Origin of the sequence: Nocardioides sp. NPDC092400 (assembly GCF_040684155.1) — a bacterium.
Classification (GTDB): Bacteria; Actinomycetota; Actinomycetes; order Propionibacteriales; family Nocardioidaceae; genus Nocardioides.
The window spans coordinates 134,031-152,169 of the sequence record NZ_JBFBFJ010000005.1; the positions used below are offsets into that span (position 1 = coordinate 134,031).

At 72.7% G+C, this 18,139-nt stretch carries 21 protein-coding genes; 6 read left to right on the top strand and 15 right to left on the bottom strand.

The annotated features are described in order from the left end of the window. Position 1: 1 nt before the first annotated feature. Complete coding sequence (locus AB0N29_RS16135; protein ID WP_364868254.1) at positions 2-760, bottom strand: hypothetical protein; 759 nt, start codon at positions 758-760, stop codon at positions 2-4. 31 nt (positions 761-791) lie between these two features. Then, entirely contained in the window at positions 792-2,285 is a 1,494-nt protein-coding gene (locus AB0N29_RS16140; RefSeq protein ID WP_364868256.1) for an MFS transporter, read from the bottom strand. 32 nt (positions 2,286-2,317) lie between these two features. Between AB0N29_RS16140 and AB0N29_RS16145 the strand changes: the two genes are divergently transcribed. Both AB0N29_RS16145 and AB0N29_RS16150 read left to right on the top strand, forming a co-directional pair. Then, positions 2,318-2,845, top strand: a complete 528-nt coding sequence (locus tag AB0N29_RS16145; RefSeq protein ID WP_364868258.1) for a polyketide cyclase — start codon at positions 2,318-2,320, stop codon at positions 2,843-2,845. A gap of 1 nt (position 2,846) precedes the next feature. Next, complete coding sequence (locus tag AB0N29_RS16150; RefSeq protein ID WP_364868260.1) at positions 2,847-3,752, top strand: hypothetical protein; 906 nt, start codon at positions 2,847-2,849, stop codon at positions 3,750-3,752. On the opposite strand, the gene AB0N29_RS16155 is transcribed toward AB0N29_RS16150, so the two are convergent. Further along, positions 3,740-4,912 (bottom strand): 3-hydroxyacyl-CoA dehydrogenase NAD-binding domain-containing protein, encoded by a 1,173-nt coding sequence (locus AB0N29_RS16155; RefSeq protein WP_364868262.1) that lies wholly within the window; start codon positions 4,910-4,912, stop codon positions 3,740-3,742. The two genes, AB0N29_RS16150 and AB0N29_RS16155, sit on opposite strands and share 13 nt — an antisense overlap. Before the next feature lie 117 nt (positions 4,913-5,029). Between AB0N29_RS16155 and nucS the strand changes: the two genes are divergently transcribed. Both nucS and AB0N29_RS16165 read left to right on the top strand, forming a co-directional pair. Beyond that, on the top strand, positions 5,030-5,707 hold the full coding sequence (gene nucS / locus AB0N29_RS16160; protein WP_302267387.1) for an endonuclease NucS: 678 nt from the start codon (positions 5,030-5,032) through the stop codon (positions 5,705-5,707). Between the two features lie 11 nt (positions 5,708-5,718). Continuing rightward, on the top strand, positions 5,719-6,291 hold the full coding sequence (locus AB0N29_RS16165; RefSeq protein WP_364868264.1) for a DUF952 domain-containing protein: 573 nt from the start codon (positions 5,719-5,721) through the stop codon (positions 6,289-6,291). On the opposite strand, the gene AB0N29_RS16170 is transcribed toward AB0N29_RS16165, so the two are convergent. The 4 genes from AB0N29_RS16170 to AB0N29_RS16185 are packed head-to-tail and all read right to left on the bottom strand — an operon-like array spanning position 6,260 to position 9,475. Beyond that, positions 6,260-7,711 (bottom strand): PAS domain S-box protein, encoded by a 1,452-nt coding sequence (locus AB0N29_RS16170; protein WP_302267390.1) that lies wholly within the window; start codon positions 7,709-7,711, stop codon positions 6,260-6,262. The genes AB0N29_RS16165 and AB0N29_RS16170 overlap by 32 nt on opposite strands. A 10-nt stretch (positions 7,712-7,721) precedes the next feature. Then, the gene (locus AB0N29_RS16175; protein WP_364868267.1) at positions 7,722-8,684 is read right to left on the bottom strand and encodes an FAD-dependent oxidoreductase; all 963 of its coding nucleotides are present in this window, start codon (positions 8,682-8,684) and stop codon (positions 7,722-7,724) included. A 33-nt stretch (positions 8,685-8,717) separates the two neighbouring features. After that, positions 8,718-9,242 carry a ferritin gene (locus AB0N29_RS16180; protein ID WP_302267393.1) on the bottom strand — a complete coding sequence of 175 codons (525 nt, stop codon included), beginning with the start codon at positions 9,240-9,242 and terminating at the stop codon, positions 8,718-8,720. Continuing rightward, positions 9,242-9,475: a hypothetical protein gene (locus AB0N29_RS16185; RefSeq protein ID WP_302267394.1), complete on the bottom strand. Its 234-nt coding sequence runs from the start codon at positions 9,473-9,475 to the stop codon at positions 9,242-9,244. The genes AB0N29_RS16180 and AB0N29_RS16185 overlap by 1 nt, the downstream gene beginning before the upstream one ends. A gap of 94 nt (positions 9,476-9,569) precedes the next feature. Here AB0N29_RS16185 and AB0N29_RS16190 point away from each other — a divergent pair, with 94 nt between their 5' ends. Then, complete coding sequence (locus AB0N29_RS16190; RefSeq protein ID WP_302267396.1) at positions 9,570-10,385, top strand: DUF72 domain-containing protein; 816 nt, start codon at positions 9,570-9,572, stop codon at positions 10,383-10,385. A 21-nt stretch (positions 10,386-10,406) separates the two neighbouring features. Here AB0N29_RS16190 and AB0N29_RS16195 read toward each other — a convergent pair whose 3' ends face one another. The 3 genes from AB0N29_RS16195 to AB0N29_RS16205 form a co-directional block, all read right to left on the bottom strand. Beyond that, complete coding sequence (locus AB0N29_RS16195) at positions 10,407-12,461, bottom strand: protein meaA (RefSeq protein ID WP_364868270.1); 2,055 nt, start codon at positions 12,459-12,461, stop codon at positions 10,407-10,409. A gap of 103 nt (positions 12,462-12,564) precedes the next feature. Further along, positions 12,565-12,870, bottom strand: coding sequence for an STAS domain-containing protein (locus tag AB0N29_RS16200; RefSeq protein ID WP_364868272.1), 306 nt, complete (start codon positions 12,868-12,870; stop codon positions 12,565-12,567). A gap of 102 nt (positions 12,871-12,972) precedes the next feature. Further along, positions 12,973-13,593, bottom strand: coding sequence for a hypothetical protein (locus AB0N29_RS16205; protein WP_364868274.1), 621 nt, complete (start codon positions 13,591-13,593; stop codon positions 12,973-12,975). Positions 13,594-13,635: 42 nt separating this feature from the next. Here AB0N29_RS16205 and AB0N29_RS16210 point away from each other — a divergent pair, with 42 nt between their 5' ends. Beyond that, positions 13,636-14,229 (top strand): cob(I)yrinic acid a,c-diamide adenosyltransferase, encoded by a 594-nt coding sequence (locus AB0N29_RS16210; protein ID WP_302267400.1) that lies wholly within the window; start codon positions 13,636-13,638, stop codon positions 14,227-14,229. On the opposite strand, the gene AB0N29_RS16215 is transcribed toward AB0N29_RS16210, so the two are convergent. The 5 genes from AB0N29_RS16215 to atpD form a co-directional block, all read right to left on the bottom strand. Next, the gene (locus AB0N29_RS16215; RefSeq protein ID WP_364868277.1) at positions 14,226-14,546 is read right to left on the bottom strand and encodes a SelT/SelW/SelH family protein; all 321 of its coding nucleotides are present in this window, start codon (positions 14,544-14,546) and stop codon (positions 14,226-14,228) included. The genes AB0N29_RS16210 and AB0N29_RS16215 overlap by 4 nt on opposite strands. After that, entirely contained in the window at positions 14,543-15,751 is a 1,209-nt protein-coding gene (locus AB0N29_RS16220; RefSeq protein WP_302267402.1) for an MFS transporter, read from the bottom strand. The genes AB0N29_RS16215 and AB0N29_RS16220 overlap by 4 nt, the downstream gene beginning before the upstream one ends. Then, complete coding sequence (locus tag AB0N29_RS16225; RefSeq protein ID WP_302267403.1) at positions 15,744-16,187, bottom strand: DUF2550 domain-containing protein; 444 nt, start codon at positions 16,185-16,187, stop codon at positions 15,744-15,746. The genes AB0N29_RS16220 and AB0N29_RS16225 overlap by 8 nt, the downstream gene beginning before the upstream one ends. A gap of 88 nt (positions 16,188-16,275) precedes the next feature. Next, positions 16,276-16,668: a F0F1 ATP synthase subunit epsilon gene (locus AB0N29_RS16230; protein ID WP_302267404.1), complete on the bottom strand. Its 393-nt coding sequence runs from the start codon at positions 16,666-16,668 to the stop codon at positions 16,276-16,278. A 10-nt stretch (positions 16,669-16,678) separates the two neighbouring features. Next, positions 16,679-18,136 carry a F0F1 ATP synthase subunit beta gene (gene atpD / locus AB0N29_RS16235; RefSeq protein WP_302267406.1) on the bottom strand — a complete coding sequence of 486 codons (1,458 nt, stop codon included), beginning with the start codon at positions 18,134-18,136 and terminating at the stop codon, positions 16,679-16,681. Between the last annotated feature and the right edge of the window lie 3 nt (positions 18,137-18,139).

The following is an 18,139-nucleotide window of genomic DNA, read 5'->3' on the forward strand; positions in this document are numbered from 1 at the left end:
ATCAGAAGTCGAAGCCGTCGAACATGTCGCCGATGCCGTCGCCGATCGAGCCGAGGCCCTCGCCGAGCCCCTCCCCGATCTCGCCCAGCGCGTCGAAGCCGCCGAACGCGCCGAACATCAGGCCCATGAACATGAAGTCCATCGCGGCGAAGCTGCCGAAGTAGCCGGCGGCGTAGGGCTGGTAGGCCCGCCCGCCCTGCCAGTACGGCACGCGCTGGGAGCCGACCATGACCTGCCGGATGTCGGGGGCGGCACCAACCTTGACCCGCTCCGCGTCGAGCGCGCAGGCCGGCACGTCGCGCCGGGCGCCGCCGGGAGGGGTCCACGGCACGTCCTCGACCGACAGCCCGTGGCGGGGGTCGAAGAAGCACGGCGGCCGCCGCGCCGGGAGCGGCTCACCGGCCACCCGCGCGCGGACGCACGCCATGGCGTACTTGCCGTCCTCGAGGATCTCGGTCACGTGCTTGATGTCCTCGGGCCGGGTCAGCCGGTCGGCCGCGGTCTTGGCGGCCTCGTAGGAGTCCAGCGCACGCTGGTAGTCCGAACGGGCACCCGCGTCGAGCGGCTGCCCGGCCAGGTCGGCGTCGAGCTCCTGCAGCTCCACGCCGAGCGCGGTGATGTCCTCGGAGGCCAGCTTCCGGACCGGCTCGAGCTCGGCCTGCTGCCGCTCGAGCTCGCGGGCCTGCTTGCGCCGGCTCGAGACGCCCACGGCGACGAGCACCACCGCGAGCAGGACGAGGACGACCAGCAGCTCTGCCATGACCCCAGCCTACGTACTCCGCGGTCGCGGCTCAGGCCGGCGCCGGGGCGGCGCGGTCCTCCTCCGTCCCACCGGGCTGCGGCTCGTCGTCGTCGGCCGTGAGCGGCTGGGCGATGCTCTCCAGGGACTTGCCCTCGGCGCGCACGCCGAGGAAGGCCTCGACGATGCCGCCGGCGATCATCAGCGCCGCACCGATGAAGTAGCCGATGGCGATCTTGGTGATGTCGCCGCTGTCGGAGGCGCGCTCGATCAGCCAGCCGAAGAGCAGCGGGCCGGAGATGCCGCCGGCGGCGGTGCCGATGGCGTAGAAGAACGCGATGCACAGCGCGCGCGTCTCCATCGGGAACACCTCGCTGGCCGTGAGGTACGCCGCGCTGGCCCCGGCGGAGGCGAAGAAGAAGATGATCGCGCCCATCAGCGTCAGCGTGGTGGCGGTGAACCCGTCGAGGAAGAAGCCGGTCACGCCCAGCAGCACGCCCGAGAGCACGTAGGTGAACGTGATCATCTGGACCCGGCCGATCGAGTCGAACAGCGGGCTGAGCGCCAGTGCGCCGACGAAGTTGCTGAGCGCGAAGATAGCGAGGTACCACCCGGTCTGCTCGACGTCGAGGAACGTGGTCAGGGTGTCGCCGTAGGTGAAGAAGAAGGCGTTGTAGAGGAACGCCTGGCCCACGAAGAGCGAGAAGCAGACGATCGTGCGCTTCGGGTAGAGCGTGAACACCGTGCGGGCGATCAGGCCCATGCCGATCGACTTCCGCTGCCGGATGGTGATCGTCTCCGAGACCGGGTCGAGCCGCTTCCCGCTCTCCTCCTCGACGGTGTGCTCGATGCCGCGGACGATGTCCTCGGCCTCGTCCTCGCGTCCGTGGATGAACAGCCAGCGCGGGCTCTCGGGCACGTGCCGCCGGACGACGAGGATGCCGATGGCCAGGATGCCGCCGAGCCCGAAGGCCAGCCGCCAGCCCCACTGGGCGTCGATCACGTTGGGGTCGAGCAGCGGGATGGTGAGCAGCGACCCGCCGGCCGCGCCGATCCAGAAGGAGCCGTTGATGGCGACGTCGACCCGCCCGCGGTACGGCGCCGGGATCAGCTCGTCGATGGCGGAGTTGATGGCGGCGTACTCCCCGCCGATGCCGGTCCCGGTGAAGAACCGGGCGATGAAGTACCACAGCGGGTTCGGCGCGAACGCCGTCGCGACCGTCGCGACGGTGTAGACCGCCAGGGTCAGCAGGAACAGCTTCTTGCGACCCAGCCGGTCGGTGAGCTGGCCGAAGAACAGCGCGCCGAGGCAGGCACCGGCGACGTACACCGCGCCCGCCAGGCCGACGTCGAAGTTGCTGAGTCCCAGGCCGGTGTCACCGTCCTTGAGGGCGTCGGACATCGACCCGACGATCGTGACCTCGAGCCCGTCGAGGATCCACACGGTGCCCAGGCCGATGACGACCATCCAGTGCCACCGGGCCCACGGGAGCCGGTCGAGACGCGCGGGGATGTCGGTGGTGATCCGACCGGTTTCGACTGCCATGCCGCCGCATGTACCCATGGCACGATCGCTGCATGAACGACCTCACGGAGCCAGGAGTTCCCGCCGGCAGGACAAGGTTGGAGGTGGACCGGCTGGTCGCGGCGACCCCGCCCGAGGTCTTCTCGGTCCTGTGCGACCCGCAGGGGCACGTCGCGATCGACTCCTCGGGCATGCTGCAGGGCGCGACCGGGGAGCCGGTGCGCGCCGCGGGTGACACGTTCGTCGTGCACATGGACCGCGAGGCGCTCGACGACCTCCCCGAGATGGGGCGGTACGACGTCACCGTCACGATCCGCGACCTGGTCCCGGACCGGCACGTCTCGTGGACGGTCCTGGGCCGGGTGCGGCCTCAGATCGGGCACGTCTACGGCTACCTGCTCGAGCCCGCCGAGCTCCCCGACGGGACCGCCGGCACCCGCGCCACGTCGTACTACGACTGGAGCGACATCCACCCCGACTGGCGGGCGGCCGGCATCTTCCCCGTCATCTCCGAGGCGGCGCTGCGGGCCACCCTGGGCATCCTCGACCGCACCGTCCGCCGCGGCTACCCGAGGGGCTGACGTGCGCGTCGAGGTCCTCTCGGTCGAGCGTCTGGTCTTCGACGACGGCACTCCCGTGCGGGCGGCCTCGGCCCTCGTCGAGCACGACGGCGGCTGGCTGGTCGCGCAGGACGACGCCACCCACGGCGCCCTCGTCCGCGACGGGGAGGTCCGGCCGGTGCGGCTGCTGCCCCCGGTCGAGGGCCACGACCGGTTCTCCGAGGCCGAGGGCACCAAGCACCTCAAGCCCGACCTCGAGGCGGCCTGCCGCACCGCGGCCGGGGCCCTGCTCCTCGGCTCCGGCTCCACGCCGGCCCGGACGCGGGCGGTCCTGGTCGAGCCGGCCGGGGCCGTGCACGTGGCCGACCTCGCGCCCGTGCACGCCGCGGTCCGCGCCGAGCTGGGCCTGGCTCCCGGCGAGCTGAACCTCGAGGGCGCGTGCGTCGTCGACGGCCGGCTGCGGTGGTTCCAGCGGGGGCTGCCGGCCGCCGGTGTCCCCGCGGCCTGGGTCGACCTGGACCTCGACGCGCTGGTCGCCGCCGTGCTCGGCGGCGGCGCGGTGCCCGTCGGCCTGCTCGGGACCGGGGTGCTCGACCTGGGCGCCGACCTCGCGGTCACCGACGCGGTCGTGCTCCCCGACGGCGGGGTGCTGGTCAGCGCCGCGACCGAGGACAGTGCTGACACCTACGCCGACGGGCCGGTGGGCTCCGCGGCCCTCGCGGTCCTGGACGGGACCGACGTACGCGCACTGGCGCCGCTGCCGCCCGTCGAGGGCGCCGTGGTCAAGGTCGAGGGCGTGGCGCTGGAGTCCTGGGCGAGCAGCGGCGCGGGCGGGCGGCTCGTGGCCACCGTCGACGCCGACGACGCCGACGTGCCCTCGCTGCTGCTGCGCCTGGAGGTCAGCGGGGTGCCGCCTCAGCGGGCGTAGTCGTGGAAGCCCCTGCCGGTCTTGCGGCCCAGGTGGCCGTCGGCGACGAGCTTCTCCAGCGTCGGGGCGGGGGCGAACCCGTCGTGGCCGAACTCCGCGTGCAGCTCCTGCTCGATCGCCAGCGACACGTCGTTGCCGACCACGTCCAGCAGCTCGAAGGGACCCATCGGGAAGCCGACCTGCTCCTTGATCGCGGCGTCGATCTCCTCGAGGGAGGCCGCGCCCGACTCGTGCAGCTTGACCGCGTCGTTGAGGTAGGGGAAGAGCAGGCAGTTGACGATGAACCCGGCCCGGTCCCCGCACGAGACCGCGACCTTGCCGACCTTCGCGCACAGCGCCCGCACGGTCTCGTCGACGTCGGCACCGGTCTGCTCGGTGGTGACCACCTCGACCAGCTTCATGACCGGGGCGGGGTTGAAGAAGTGCATGCCGATGACCGCCTCGGGGCGCGACGTGGCCGACGCGCACTCGGCGATCGGGAGGCTCGAGGTGGTCGTCGCCAGGATCGCGCCCGGCTTGCAGATCCGGTCGAGGTCGCCGAAGAGCTCCTTCTTGACCGACAGCTCCTCGGCGATCGCCTCGACGACGATGTCGGCGGTGGCGAGCGCCTCGCGGGAGGTGGCGCCGGTCAGGCGGGCGAGCACGGTCTCCTTCTCGGACTCCTCCAGCTTGCCCTTGGAGACGAGGCGGTCCAGGGACTTCGCGATCGCGGCCTGGACGCTGGCGACCTTCTCCTCCGAGCGGCCGACGTAGACGACGTCGTACCCCTTGGCGGCGAAGACCTGGGCGATGCCGGAAGCCATCGTGCCGGTGCCGACGACACCGACGGTGGAGATCTCGTGGCGCAGCTGCGGCTGCGCCTGCTCGCCCCCGGCGGCGGCCTCGGCGAGGGTCGAGCCCTCGGCGGCCAGCTTCTCCAGCAGGTCGGCCGGCCGGTGCAGCGGGTCGCCGGTCTCGGCGTACCGCTCGGCGAGCCCGTCGCGGACCGTCGCGGCTCCCATCTCGTCGACCGTCGCCAGCGGGCCCTGCGGGTAGCCGCAGCCGAAGCGCATGCCGGCGTCGATGTCGGCGGCCGAGGCGTACCCGGACTCGAACATCCGGACCGCGTGGTTGAGGTACGGGAGGACCAGCGTCCGGGCGATCTGCTCGTTCGTCGTCATGCCGGGACTATGACAGGTGTCCTACCGACTGGTAACCCCTCGAACGCCCACCGGACGAGGCGCTCGTCACACTCCTCGACGCGGCGCCGACGGCGAGGACCGGTAGATTCGCCGCCCGTGAGACTCGTCGTTGCGCGCTGCCAGGTCGACTACGCCGGACGGCTCACCGCCCACCTCCCGATGGCGACCCGGGTGCTGATGATCAAGGCCGACGGCTCGGTCCTGGTGCACTCCGACGGCGGCTCCTACAAGCCCCTGAACTGGATGTCGCCACCGTGCACCTTCCGCGAGGGCACGACCGAGGAGGGCCAGGTCGAGTGGACCGTCACGAGCCCGAAGTCCGACGACACCCTGCGGATCCTGATCGAGGAGGTCCAGCACGAGTCGGTGCACGACCTCGGCATCGACCCGGGGCTGCAGAAGGACGGCGTCGAGAAGCACCTGCAGGAGCTCCTCGCCGACCACCCCGCCAGCCTCCTGCCCGGGCTGACGCTGGTGCGGCGGGAGTACCCCACCGCCATCGGACCGGTCGACCTGATGTGCCGCGACGCGGACGGCGCGAGCGTCGCGGTCGAGATCAAGCGGCGCGGCGACATCGACGGCGTCGAGCAGCTGACCCGCTACCTCGAGCTGCTCAACCGCGACCCGCTGCTCTCCCCCGTGCGCGGGATCTTCGCGGCCCAGGAGATCAAGCCGCAGGCCCGGGTCCTGGCCACCGACCGCGGCATCGCCTGCGCCGTCGTCGACTACGACGCCCTCCGCGGGCTCGACGACCCCAGCCACCGGCTGTTCTGACCGGGCTCCCGGTGCGCATCCTCCACATCGCCACGCTGGCGGACTGGCGGGAGGCGCAGCGCACCGGCCGCTACACCACGTCGACGTACGGCGTGACGCTCGCCGACGAGGGGTTCGTCCACGCCTGCCGCGCCGACCAGTGGCAGGCGGTCCGCGAGCGGTGGTACGCCGACGCGACGGAGCCGCTGGTGCTGCTGGTCATCGAGACCGACCGGCTCTCCGCGCCGGTCGTCGAGGAGCCCGCTCCGGGGACCAGCGAGACCTTCCCGCACGTCTACGGGGCGATCGAGACGTCCGCGGTCGTGCAGGTCCTGCCGCTGGACGGGCCCGGCGCCCGGGACGTGGACGCCTCGTTCAGCCGGCTGTTCCTCGGCGAGCTCCTCCACCGGACGGCGCTGGCCTGCGTCGTCCTCACCACCGTGGTCGCGCTCGCCCTCCTCGGGGAGGCGGTGGTCCCCGCCGCCGGCTGGGGCGCGGTGCTGGGCACCGCGGCGGGGCTCCTCGTGGGCGTCCCGGTCGCCGTCGCGCTGTCCCGGCGCCGCGAGCGCGCGCTCAGCGGTCTGCTGCCACCAGACGGACGCTGACGGTCGTCCCGACGCCGGGCTCGGAGCTGACCTCGATGGCACCGTCGTGCGCCTCGACCACGGCCCGCGCGATGGACAGCCCGAGGCCCGCGCCGGGCACCTGCTCGCGCACCGCGGACGGCGCCCGGTAGAGCCGGTCGAAGACCTGCTCCACCTCCTCGGCCGTCATCCCCGGCCCGGTGTCGACCACGTGCAGGGTCACGTGCCCCGCAGGCACGTCCTCGACCTCCAGGACGACGCGGCCGCCGGGCGGGGTGAACTTGATGGCGTTGCCGAGCAGGTTGCCGACGACCTGGCCGAGCCGCTGGGCGTCGCCGACCACGCACAGCTCCTCGCGCGCCGACTCGATCCTGACCGTGACCCCGCGACTGCGCGCGGCGAGCCGGGCGTCCTCGACCGACGCGCGGACGACGAGGAGCAGGTCGACCCGCGCGCGCTGGACCTGCATCCCCTCCTCCTGCAGCTGGGCGAGGGTGAGCAGGTCGTTGACCAGCCGCAGCTCGCGGCGGGCGTTGCGGTCGATGACCTGCAGCATGCGCCGCGCCTGCGGGCCGACCTGGTCCTCGTCGAGGTCTCCGAGCAGCTCGGTGTAGCCGACGATGGAGGTCAGCGGCGTCCGCAGCTCGTGGGAGACCGTCGCGAGGAACTCCTCGCGGATCCGGTCGGCCGTCTCCTGGATGCGCCGCCGCTCGGTCACGTCGCGGACGGCGGCCGCCACCAGGGTCCCGTCGTCGGTGTCGATCGGGGACAGCGAGATCTCGACGGGGAACTCCTCGCCGTTCTTCCGCACGGCGTACAGCTCGCGACCCTGGCCCATGCCGCGCACGACCGGCGCCGCGGCGTACCCCGAGCGCTGGGCGTGGTGGCCGGACCGGAACCGCTCGGGCACGAGCTTCTCCACCGGCGCCCCCACCAGCTCGCCGGGCTCGTAGCCGAAGACCCGGTGCACCTGGCGGTTGGACAGCACGATCGTCCCGGACCCGTCGACGATGACCGTCGGGTCGGGCGCGGCCTCGATCACCTCGCGGAACTGACGCTCCTGCCGCCGCCGCTCGGTCACGTCGCGGACGGTGGCGCAGACGTAGGTCGCGCCGGCCACGTCGATGCGCGCGAGGGAGATCTCGGCAGGGAACTCCTCGCCGTCGGCGCGGACCGCGGCGAGCTGGAGCAGCCCCATCGGCCGCTGTCCGTGTGCCCGGGTGAACCCGTCGCGCCGCACCGGGTGCGCCGAACGGGCGGCCACCGGCACCAGGTCCTCGACCGGGCGCCCGACGAGCTCGGCCGGGGCGAGCCCGAAGACGGCCTCGCACCGGCTGTTGGCGGCCGCGATCACCCCGGCGGCGTCGGTGACGACGATCGCGTCGGGGGAAGCCTCGAAGACACCGGCGAACAGCGCGCCGTCGCCGGCCCCTGGTGTCATGGGCCGAACTCTAGGCGGTCCGCGCGTCCTCCGCGTGGACCAGCCCAGTGACCTCGGCCGCACACCCCCAGCTCAGGGTGACGCCGGCCCCGCCGTGCCCGTAGCAGTGCACGACCCGCCCCGTCCGCTCGACCCGGACCGTCGGACGCACCGGCCGCAGCCCCACCCGGTGGCCCAGCACCCGGGCGTCGGCGAGCTCGGGCACCAGCCGCCGGGCCCGCCCGAGGATGTCGCGCGCCGACTCCGGCGACGGCGTCCGGCTCCAGTCACCCTCCTCGACGGTGCCGCCGAGCACGATGTCGGCGCTGCGCGGCACGACGTACGTCGGGCGGAGGCCATCGCTCCCGGACCCCTCACCGGCGTCGAGCCACCACCGGTCGAGGCCGACCTGCTCGACGTGGACCACCTGTCCCCGCACCGGCACGACCGAGAGGTCGGCCGCCAGCAGCCGGGCGCCGATCCCCGCGCAGTCGACCACCACGTCGCCCCCGGGCGGCAGGCCGCCCATGCCGAGCCGGGTGAGGGTGCCGCCGAGGTGCTCGACCCGGCGCACCAGCCAGGTGAGGTACGTCGGCATCTCCACGACCGGAGCCGTGAACGACCAGCCGCCCGACCAGCCCTCCGGGACCGCCTCGGTGCGTGCGAACCCGGGCACGGCCGCGGCCCACCACGGGTCCGGACGCCCCGTGACGTCGCCGTCGCCGGTGTGCACCTCGGTGCCGGCGACCAGCCGCACGCCCGTCCCCTCCTGCCCGGCGAGGTCGGCGAGGACCTCGTAGGACGTGCGCGCCCAGGCCGTCACCCGGTCCTCGGGCAGCGCGCGGTAGGGGTACCAGAGCCCGGCGGCGGTGGCCGAGGTCGTCTCGTGCGGCAGGTCCCGGGCCAGCACGTCGACCCGGTGGCCCGCCTCCAGCAGCCGGACGGCGCAGGTCAGGCCGCTGACGCCCGCGCCGACCACGATCACCCGTGCCATGACGGGCAGTCTGGCAGGGACCGGGTCGTGGGGTCAGGCGCCGGCGACGCGGGGCGCGGTGGGGTCGGCGCCCTCGCCGCCCTGCTCCCGGGCGACGTAGTCCTCGATGTCGTCGATGTCGTCGGCGTTGCGGGTGACGACCGCGAGCAGGTCGCTCATCGTCGCGACCTCCTCGACCTGCTCCTTGATGAACCACTGCATGAACTGCTCGGAGGCGAAGTCGTACTCCTCGCGGGCGGTGCGCAGCAGGCCGTTGATCTGCTCGGTGACCCGCTTCTCCTGCTCGAGCGCGAGGGCGACCGGCACGACCACCCCGTCGAAGGTCGGGACCGGGGCGTCGACCCCGGGGATGACGACCTCGGCGTCGGTGTCGAGGAGGTACTGGACCATCATCATCGCGTGGTCGCGCTCCTCGAGCGCCTGGGCGTAGAAGAACGCCGCCATCTGCGGCATCGTCAGCGCGTCGTAGTGCACGGCGACGGCGAGGTACTGGTTGTGGGCGGCCAGCTCGTGCCCGATCTGGGCGTTGAGCTGCTCGACGAAACGGGGGGCGACCATCAGGCGACCTTACCGAGCGACTTCTTGGTGACCTTGCCCCCGTCGACGCGGACCAGCTTGCGCTTCTTGACGGTGTAGCCCTCGGGGAGGGTCCCCTCCTTGAGCATGCGCAGCGGGCAGCGGCCGCACTTGGTCTTCGAGACGCAGCACTCCCGCTTGGGGAGCTTGCGCGGCTTCTCCGCGGTCGCGACCGCCGACTTCTTGCCGTCGCGCTTCTTGTCCTTCTTGCCCACGCCGTGACTGTAGCAGCGGGTTAGGTGAGCCTCACCTGTCTTCCCGGTCACGTCTCGCGGTGTGGTCGGCGGACCGAGCGGGCACCGCGCAGCCATGGGACGGATCCGCGTCGGCATCTCCGGCTGGACCTACCGCGGGTGGCGGGGCGACTTCTACCCGACCGGCCTGGTCCAGCGCCGCGAGCTCGCGTACGCCGCCGAGCGGATGACCTCGATCGAGGTCAACGGCTCCTTCTACTCCCTGCAGCGCCCGACGTCGTACGCCGCGTGGCGCGACCAGGCGCCCGAGGACTTCGTCTTCGCGGTCAAGGGCGGCCGCTACGTCACCCACCTCAAGCGGCTGCGCGACGTCGACACGGCGCTGGCCAACTTCTTCGCCTCCGGCGTCCTCGCGCTGGGCCCGAAGCTGGGGCCGTTCCTGTGGCAGCTGCCCGAACGGCTGGCCTTCGACGCCGGGCTCGTCGACGACTTCTTCTCCCGCCTCCCCCGCACCACGACCGAGGCGGCGACGCTGGCCGCCGGCCACGACGACAAGGTGCCGGAGGACCGCGCGCTGACGGTGGCCGACGCCGAGCGCCCGCTGCGGCACGCGCTGGAGTTCCGCAGCGAGACCTGGTGCACCGACGAGGCCTTCGACCTGATGCGGCGCCACGACGTCGCCTGCGTCGTCGCCGACACCGCCCGCCGCTTCCCGATGCCCGAGCAGGTCACCTCCGACCACGTCTACGTGCGCCTGCACGGCGACACCGAGCTCTACGCGAGCGGCTACGGCCCCGAGGCGCTCGACCGCTGGGCGGAGAAGTGCCGGTCCTGGGCCGAGCACGGCGACGTCTTCGTCTACTTCGACAACGACGCCAAGGGGTACGCACCGCACGACGCGCTCGCCCTCATCGAGCGCGTCGGCCGCTGAGCGCCGGCCCGGCGCCGGCGCTCAGCCGGCCGCGAGGCCGTTGGCCCGCCGGATGACGTCGACGATGCCGCCCATGATCTCGGTGAGGCCGAAGTCCTTGGGCGTGTAGACGGCCGCGACGCCCTGCTCCACCAGCCGGCGCCCGTCGGAGTCGGGGATGATCCCGCCGACGATGACCGGGACGTCGCCCATGCCGGCCTCGCGCAGGCCCTCGAGGACGGCCGGGACCAGCTCCATGTGCGAGCCGGAGAGGATCGAGAGGCCGACGCAGTGGACGTCCTCGGCGACCGCGGCCGACACGATCTGCTCCGGGGTCAGGCGGATGCCCTGGTAGATCACCTCGAAGCCGGCGTCGCGGGCGCGGACCGCGACCTGCTCGGCGCCGTTGCTGTGCCCGTCGAGCCCGGGCTTGCCCACGAGCAGCCGCAGCCGGCCGCCCAGCTCCTCCCCCGTCGCCTGGACCCGCTCGCGCACGGCCGACAGCTCCGCGCCGGCCTTGCCGGCCGAGGCGGCCACGACGGCGCCGGAGACGCCGGTCGGGGCGCGGAACTCGCCGAACACCTCGCGCAGCGTGCCGGCCCACTCGCCGGTGGTCGCACCCGCCCGCGCTGCGGCCAGGGTGGGGAGCATCAGGTTCGCATCGGTCTTGGCCGCGTCGGCGAGCGCGGCCAGCGCGCGGGCGACCTCGTCCTCGTCGCGCTCGGCCTTCCACGCCTGCACCGAGGCGATCGCGGAGGCCTCGGCCTGCGGGTCGGCGGTCATGATCGCGCCGTCGAGGTCGGCGGTCAGCGGCGAGGGCTCGGTGGTCTCGAACCTGTTGACCCCGACGATGACCTCGTCGCCGGACTCGATCCGGGCCCGGCGGGCGGCGTGCGCGGAGACCAGCTCCTGCTTCATGTAGCCCGACTCGACCGCGGCGATCGCCCCGCCCATCGCCTGCACCCGGTCGATCTCGGCCCTCGCGCCGGCGACGAGCTCGGCGACCTTGGCCTCCACGACCGTCGAGCCGGCGAAGATGTCGTCGTGCTCGAGCAGGTCGGACTCGAAGGCCAGCACCTGCTGCAGCCGCAGCGACCACTGCTGGTCCCACGGGCGGGGCAGGCCGAGCGCCTCGTTCCACGCAGGCAGCTGGATCGCCCGGGCGCGGGCGTCCTTGGACAGCGTCACGCCGAGCATCTCCAGCACGATGCGCTGGACGTTGTTCTCCGGCTGGGCCTCGGTCAGGCCGAGGGAGTTGACCTGCACGCCGTACCGGAACCGGCGCATCTTGGCGTCCGTCACGCCGTACCGCTCGCGGGTAATCTCGTCCCACAGCTCGACGAAGGCGCGCATCTTGCACATCTCCTCGACGAACCGCACGCCGGCGTTGACGAAGAACGAGATGCGACCGACGACCTTCTCGAAGTCGTCCTCGGAGACCTGGCCCGAGGCCTTCACCTGGTCCAGCACGGCGATCGCGGTGCACAGCGCGTACGCCAGCTCCTGCGTCGGCGTCGCGCCGGCCTCCTGCAGGTGGTAGCTGCAGATGTTGATCGGGTTCCACTTCGGGATCTGGTGGACCGTGTAGGCGATCATGTCGCCGATCAGCCGCAGCGAGTGCTCCGGCGGGAACACGTAGGTCCCGCGCGAGAGGTACTCCTTGATGATGTCGTTCTGGGTGGTGCCGGCCAGCTGCGCGGCGACCTCCTCCGGCGTCGCCCTCCCCTCGGGCACGCCCGCCTGCTCCTCGGCCACCACCTGGTACATCGCCAGCAGCCACATGGCCGTGGCGTTGATGGTCATCGAGGTGTTCATCTCCGTCAGCGGGATGGAGTCGAACAGCTTGCGCATCTCACCCAGGTGCGGGACCGGCACTCCGACCTTGCCGACCTCGCCGCGCGCCATCACCGAGTCCGGGTCGTAGCCGGTCTGGGTGGGCAGGTCGAAGGCCACCGAGAGCCCGGTCTGCCCCTTCGCGAGGTTCGAGCGGTAGAGCGCGTTGGACGCCTCGGCGGTCGAGTGGCCGGCGTACGTCCGCATCACCCAGGGCCGGTCGCGCTGGGGCCGGTCCGTCTGGGGGCGATCCATCTGCGTCATGGAGGGAAGGGTAGGACGCTTGATACCGGTTGGTAACCGGTCGTCCGTGTGGGATGGCCGACACACCGGGGGCCCGACCGCGGCACCGCCGCGGGGGCACCGGTCAGGCGCTCACGGCCTCGCGCTCGAGCTCGACCACGCTGCGCAGCCGCGAGAGGTGGAGCATCCGGCGCACCGCCGGCCCGCACCCGCGCAGCACCATGTGGTGCCCGTCGCGGGTGGCGACCAGCGTGGCGACCGCCAGCAGCCGGAGCGCGGTCAGGTCGACGGTGGAGACCTCGGTCAGGTCGAGGACGACGTCGTCGTGCCCGGCGAGGTGGTCGTAGATGGCGTCGCGGGCCTCCGTCGTGCTCCGCACGTCGAAGTCACCGCTCAGCACGAGCGTGGGTCCGTCGGCCACGATGTCCATGTCGCCCCTTCCCGTCCCGGAGGTCCTCCGGTGCTGGGCTCGCCTGCGGTCGTCCCCCGCTTCACCCATAGTGACGCCGCAGGAACCGGGAAGGTTGCCTCCCTACGGGCGATTTCTTCGCGTGTCGGTCGTGGGTTCTTCAACCACGACCGCACCTGCCACCGGGCGGGCGAGCGCGAGAGCGGCGGTGCCGAGGCCCAGGAGCACCGTCCCGACGACCCCGCCGGGCGAGAAGATGTGGTCGGTGTGCACCAGCCAGGCACCCGGGAGCAGCAGCACTCCCCCGGCCGCCCGGACGCCGTGCCGGCGCAGCTGGTCGGCCAGCAGCACGACCACGGTGACGAGGAGGGCCCACGAGCCGACCTCCCCGAGCGGCGTGCCGATCCGGAACAGCAGGCGCACCTCGTCGGGCCGCGGGACCCCCGGGCCCAGCTCGCGCGTCACCCAGCCGGCGGCGATCCCGCTGACGACGTCGAGGGCGGTGTAGAAGGTGGCGTAGGTGTACGCCGCCAGCCGGACCAGCCAGGCGACGGCGTCGGTGCGCCGACCGACCAGCGCCGCCAGCGCCAGCCCCACCAGCGGGAAGACCACGAGGCCGGGCAGGTGCACCCCGAACCAGCGGTCGGCGGTCTCGTAGGACAGGTGGTGGGGGTGGACCAGGCCCACACCGGCCAGCGCGAGGCCCGGGAGCGCGAGCAGCACGGCGTACGCCCGGCGGTCCATGCCGACGACCGTACCGACCGGACGGTGGATAGCCTCCGGGTCATGGTCAACCTGACGCGGATCTACACCCGGACCGGCGACGGCGGCGAGACCCGTCTCGGCGACATGAGCACCACCACCAAGAACGACCTGCGGCTGCACGCCTACGCCGACGTGGACGAGGCCAACGCCCACCTCGGCCTCGCCGTGGTCCGCGGCGGGCTCGACGAGGACGTCGTCGCGGTCCTCACCCACGTGCAGAACGACCTCTTCGACGTCGGCGCGGACTTCTGCACCCCGGTCGTGCCGGACCCCGAGTACCCGCCGCTGCGGATCGAGCAGGACTACGTCGACCGGCTCGAGGCCTGGTGCGACCAGTACAACGACGCGCTGCCGGCACTGCGCTCGTTCATCCTCAACGGCGGCACCGAGGGCGCCGCCCACCTCCACGTCGCCCGGACGGTCGTCCGGCGTGCGGAGCGCTCGGCGTGGGCCGCCTTCGAGGTGCATGCGGAGTCGATGAACAAGCTCGCGATCACCTACCTCAACCGGCTCTCGGACCTGCTGTTCATCCTCGCCCGCCACGCCAACCGCCACGAGGGCGACGTGCTCTGGGTGCCGGGCGGCGAGCGCAGCCGGCCGGGCCGGTCCGACTAGCCGGACCTGTCGCCGGGATCGCCCGGCTCCTGGCCGGGGGCCTGGTCGGCGTGGCCGAGCGAGCGTCCCGGGGCGACGAGGTCGCGGACCCGCCGCTTGAGCTCGGTGACCTCGGGGAAGCCGCCGTCGCGCTTGCGGTTCCAGACCGGCTCACCGTCGACGTCGACGCGGAAGACGCCACCGGTGGCCGGGACCAGCGCCACCTCGCCGAGCTCCTCGGCGAACGTGGTGAGCAGCTCGCCCTGGTACCACTGCGCCCGCAGCAACCACCGGCACTGCCGGCAGTAGGTGATGGCGACCCGGGGGCGAGAGGTCACCCGGCCTCCCCCGCCGGGACCCGCGGCCGTGCGGCCAGGACGGCGACGGCCGCCGGCACCATCAGCGCCGACACCACGAGGAGCGCGTCCAAGGTGCCGACGTGGTCCCCGAGCAGGCCGAGCAGCGGCGGGCCGGCGAGGAACGCGCCGTACCCGATGGTCGAGACCACGCTGACCCTGGCCGCGGCCCGGACGGGGTCGTCGGCCGCGGCGCTCATGCCGACCGGGAACCCGAGCGCCGAGCCCAGGCCCCACACCAGGATGCCGACCGAGACGAGGACGACGTGGCCGCCCAGGACCACGAGCAGGATGCCTGCGCACGCGGCGGCGCAGCTGGCCCACAGCACCGGCGCCCGGCCGAACCGGTCCAGCAGCACCGGGCCCAGCAGGCGGCCACCGGTCATCGCGGTCACGAACAGCGAGAAGCCGGCCACCCCGACCCAGTGCTCCGCGCCGTAGCCGTCGATGAGCGCCAGCGCCAGCCAGTCGTTGGCCGACCCCTCGGCGACCGCGAACGCCAGGACCATCACGCCCAGGGCCAGCAGCCGGGGCTCGGTCCACGCCGACCGCGGCTTCTCGGTGTGCTCGGGCGGCGCCTCGGACGGCAGGAACGTCGCAGCGGCGGGCCAGACCACCAGCACCGCGACCAGGCAGCCCGCCACGACGTGGACCGGCATCGGCAGCGAGAGCGCGGTCAGCGGGATGCCGAGCCCCGCTCCCGCGATCGACCCGAAGGACCAGCCGGCGTGGAAGCGCGGCATCACGGTGCGCCCGAGCCGCCGCTCGACCTCGGCGCCCTCGACGTTCATCGCGACGTCCCAGACCCCGATGCCGATGCCGTAGACGAAGAAGGCGACCGCCGTCGCGGGCACCGACTCGAGCACGCCCGCGGCCAGGCCGGCGGCGGAGAGCCCCACGGCGCACGCCACGACGCCGGCGCGGACCACCCGCGAGGCGCCGTACCGCCCGATCAGCCGACCGGTCGCCGGCAGCGCGAGGATCGAGCCGATCGAGATCGCGAGCAGCAGCAGGCCGAGCGCGGCGTTGTCGAGGTCGAGGTGCTCGCGGATGTCGGGCAGCCGGGCCACCAGCGTGGCGAAGAGGAAGCCGTTGAGGCCGAAGGCCAGCCCCACCGAGTTGCGCGTGCGCAGGAGTGCGGGGTCGGTCGGTCCGGTGGGGGCGGGGGGCGTCGAGGTGTCAGCCACGGGTCCAGTCGGTGCCAGGAGGTCGGGCCTCGAGCCAGGCCTGGAAGCCGGTCAGCGAGGCGGGGCTCATCGCCAGCTCCACCTCGCCCTCGCGGGTGTGGCAGGAGATGACGACGTGGTCGGGGTAGAGCGACATCTGCTCGGGCCCCTCGGGCTCGCGCCGCCCGTCGTAGGCCATCTCGTCGCGCTGCCAGCACCGCTTCGGCCGGGGCGAGAGGGAGAAGATGCGGAACCACTCCAGCGTCTCGCCGGAGTAGCGCCCGAGCCCGAGAAGCCAACCGCGTCCGGCCCTCTCGGACCGGACGCGGTGGCTGAGCTCGAAGGTGCCCCCGTTGCGGGAGAGCACTCGGCGGCGCACGATCAGGGCGACGCCGTAGAGCAGGACGAGCAGGAGCAGCAGGCCGGCTGCGTCGAGCAGCCACTGCCACACCGGCATCTGGTCCCCTTTCCCTACGAAGTGCCGTCACCCTAGCGGGCGGCGACGGCGGGACAGGTGCCGGGTCGTGCAGGTCGTACGACGGGCCTCAGCGGGCCCGCTCGACGGCGCGGATCCGCGCCTCGGCCCGGCGGACGCGGCGCTCGGCCTCGTCCTCCGCGCCGACGAGGCCACGGGCCTCGTCGAGCTCGGCGCGCGCTTGGTCGACGTCCACCTCCGAGGCGAGCACGGCCCGCTCGGAGAGGATCGAGACCCGGTCCGCCGCGACGGAGAGGAACCCGCCGTCGACCGCCGCGACGACCACGTCGCCGCCGGTCTCGGCGATCTCGACGACCGCGTCGGTGAGCAGGGAGAGCATCGGCGCGTGACCGCGCAGCACGCCGACGTCCCCCTCCACCGTGCGGGCGATGACCATGGTGGCCTCGCCGGACCAGACCGTGCGGTCGGCCGCGACGAGCTCCACCGTGAGGTTCTCAGCCATCGTCAGGTCCTCAGAGGTTCTTCTGGATCTCGGCCCACTTGGCCTCGACGTCGTCGAGACCGCCGCACATGAAGAACGCCTGCTCGGCCACGTGGTCGTACTCACCGTCGGCGATCTTGTTGAACGCCTCGATGGTGTCGGCGACGGGGACCGTGGAGCCCTCGATGCCGGTGAACTGCTTGGCCACGTAGGTGTTCTGCGACAGGAACCGCTGGATGCGACGGGCCCGGGAGACGATGATCTTGTCCTCCTCGGAGAGCTCGTCGACACCGAGGATCGCGATGATGTCCTGCAGCTCCTTGTTGCGCTGGAGGATCTGCTTGATGCGGATCGCGCAGTCGTAGTGAGCCTGCCCGATGTACTGGGCGTCGAGGATCCGCGAGGTCGAGGTCAGCGGGTCCACGGCCGGGTAGATGCCCAGCGACGCGATCTCGCGGGACAGCTCGGTCGTGGCGTCGAGGTGGGCGAAGGTGGTCGCCGGCGCCGGGTCGGTGTAGTCGTCCGCGGGGACGTAGATCGCCTGCATCGAGGTGATCGAGTGACCGCGGGTCGAGGTGATCCGCTCCTGCAGCTGGCCCATCTCGTCGGCCAGGTTCGGCTGGTAGCCCACCGCGGACGGCATCCGGCCGAGGAGGGTCGAGACCTCCGAGCCGGCCTGGGTGAACCGGAAGATGTTGTCGATGAAGAGCAGCACGTCCTGGTTCTGCACGTCGCGGAAGTACTCCGCCATCGTCAGCGCGGACAGCGCGACCCGCAGGCGGGTGCCCGGCGGCTCGTCCATCTGGCCGAAGACGAGGGCGGTCTGCCCGAGGACGCCGGCCTCCTCCATCTCGACGATGAGGTCGTTGCCCTCGCGGGTGCGCTCACCGACGCCGGCGAACACCGACACACCACCGTGGTCCTTGGCGACGCGGGCGATCATCTCCTGGATGAGGACGGTCTTGCCGACGCCCGCACCACCGAAGAGGCCGATCTTGCCGCCCTGGACGTACGGCGTGAGCAGGTCGATGACCTTGATGCCGGTCTCGAACATCTGGGTCTTCGACTCCAGCTGGTCGAAGGCCGGCGCCTTGCGGTGGATGCCCCAGCGCTCGTTGACCTCGAACCGCTCGCCCTCCTCGAGGTTGAGCACGTCGCCGGTCGCGTTGAAGACCTTTCCGAGGGTGCCGTTGCCGACGGGGACGGTGATCGGGCCGCCGGTGTCGCGCACCGAGGCACCGCGGACCAGGCCGTCGGTCGACTTCATCGAGATGGCGCGGACGACGCCGTCACCGATGTGCAGCGCGACCTCGAGGACCAGGGTCCTGGTCTCGCCCTCGAGCTCGAGGTCGACCTCGAGCTTGTTGTACATCTCCGGCATCGCGTCCGCGGGGAACTCGACGTCGACGACGGGGCCGGTCACCCGGGCCACACGGCCGGTGGCACCGGCCGCCGAGCCCTGCTGGGTCTCTTCGAAGGTGGCAGTCATGTC

What these genes read in the sequence shown, in the direction of transcription:
- AB0N29_RS16205 (WP_364868274.1), bottom strand. Translation starts at nt 13,593, where the DNA reads ATGGACCGCCGGGCGTACGCCGTGCTGCTCGCGCTCCCGGGCCTCGCG.
- AB0N29_RS16200 (WP_364868272.1), bottom strand. Translation starts at nt 12,870, where the DNA reads ATGGACATCGTGGCCGACGGACCCACGCTCGTGCTGAGCGGTGACTTC.
- AB0N29_RS16145 (WP_364868258.1), top strand. Translation starts at nt 2,318, where the DNA reads ATGAACGACCTCACGGAGCCAGGAGTTCCCGCCGGCAGGACAAGGTTG.
- AB0N29_RS16195 (WP_364868270.1), bottom strand. Translation starts at nt 12,461, where the DNA reads ATGACGCAGATGGATCGCCCCCAGACGGACCGGCCCCAGCGCGACCGG.
- AB0N29_RS16210 (WP_302267400.1), top strand. Translation starts at nt 13,636, where the DNA reads ATGGTCAACCTGACGCGGATCTACACCCGGACCGGCGACGGCGGCGAG.
- AB0N29_RS16155 (WP_364868262.1), bottom strand. Translation starts at nt 4,912, where the DNA reads ATGACGACGAACGAGCAGATCGCCCGGACGCTGGTCCTCCCGTACCTC.
- AB0N29_RS16180 (WP_302267393.1), bottom strand. Translation starts at nt 9,242, where the DNA reads ATGGTCGCCCCCCGTTTCGTCGAGCAGCTCAACGCCCAGATCGGGCAC.
- AB0N29_RS16170 (WP_302267390.1), bottom strand. Translation starts at nt 7,711, where the DNA reads ATGACACCAGGGGCCGGCGACGGCGCGCTGTTCGCCGGTGTCTTCGAG.
- atpD (WP_302267406.1), bottom strand. Translation starts at nt 18,136, where the DNA reads ATGACTGCCACCTTCGAAGAGACCCAGCAGGGCTCGGCGGCCGGTGCC.
- AB0N29_RS16135 (WP_364868254.1), bottom strand. Translation starts at nt 760, where the DNA reads ATGGCAGAGCTGCTGGTCGTCCTCGTCCTGCTCGCGGTGGTGCTCGTC.
- AB0N29_RS16175 (WP_364868267.1), bottom strand. Translation starts at nt 8,684, where the DNA reads ATGGCACGGGTGATCGTGGTCGGCGCGGGCGTCAGCGGCCTGACCTGC.
- AB0N29_RS16225 (WP_302267403.1), bottom strand. Translation starts at nt 16,187, where the DNA reads ATGCCGGTGTGGCAGTGGCTGCTCGACGCAGCCGGCCTGCTGCTCCTG.
- AB0N29_RS16190 (WP_302267396.1), top strand. Translation starts at nt 9,570, where the DNA reads ATGGGACGGATCCGCGTCGGCATCTCCGGCTGGACCTACCGCGGGTGG.
- AB0N29_RS16230 (WP_302267404.1), bottom strand. Translation starts at nt 16,668, where the DNA reads ATGGCTGAGAACCTCACGGTGGAGCTCGTCGCGGCCGACCGCACGGTC.
- AB0N29_RS16140 (WP_364868256.1), bottom strand. Translation starts at nt 2,285, where the DNA reads ATGGCAGTCGAAACCGGTCGGATCACCACCGACATCCCCGCGCGTCTC.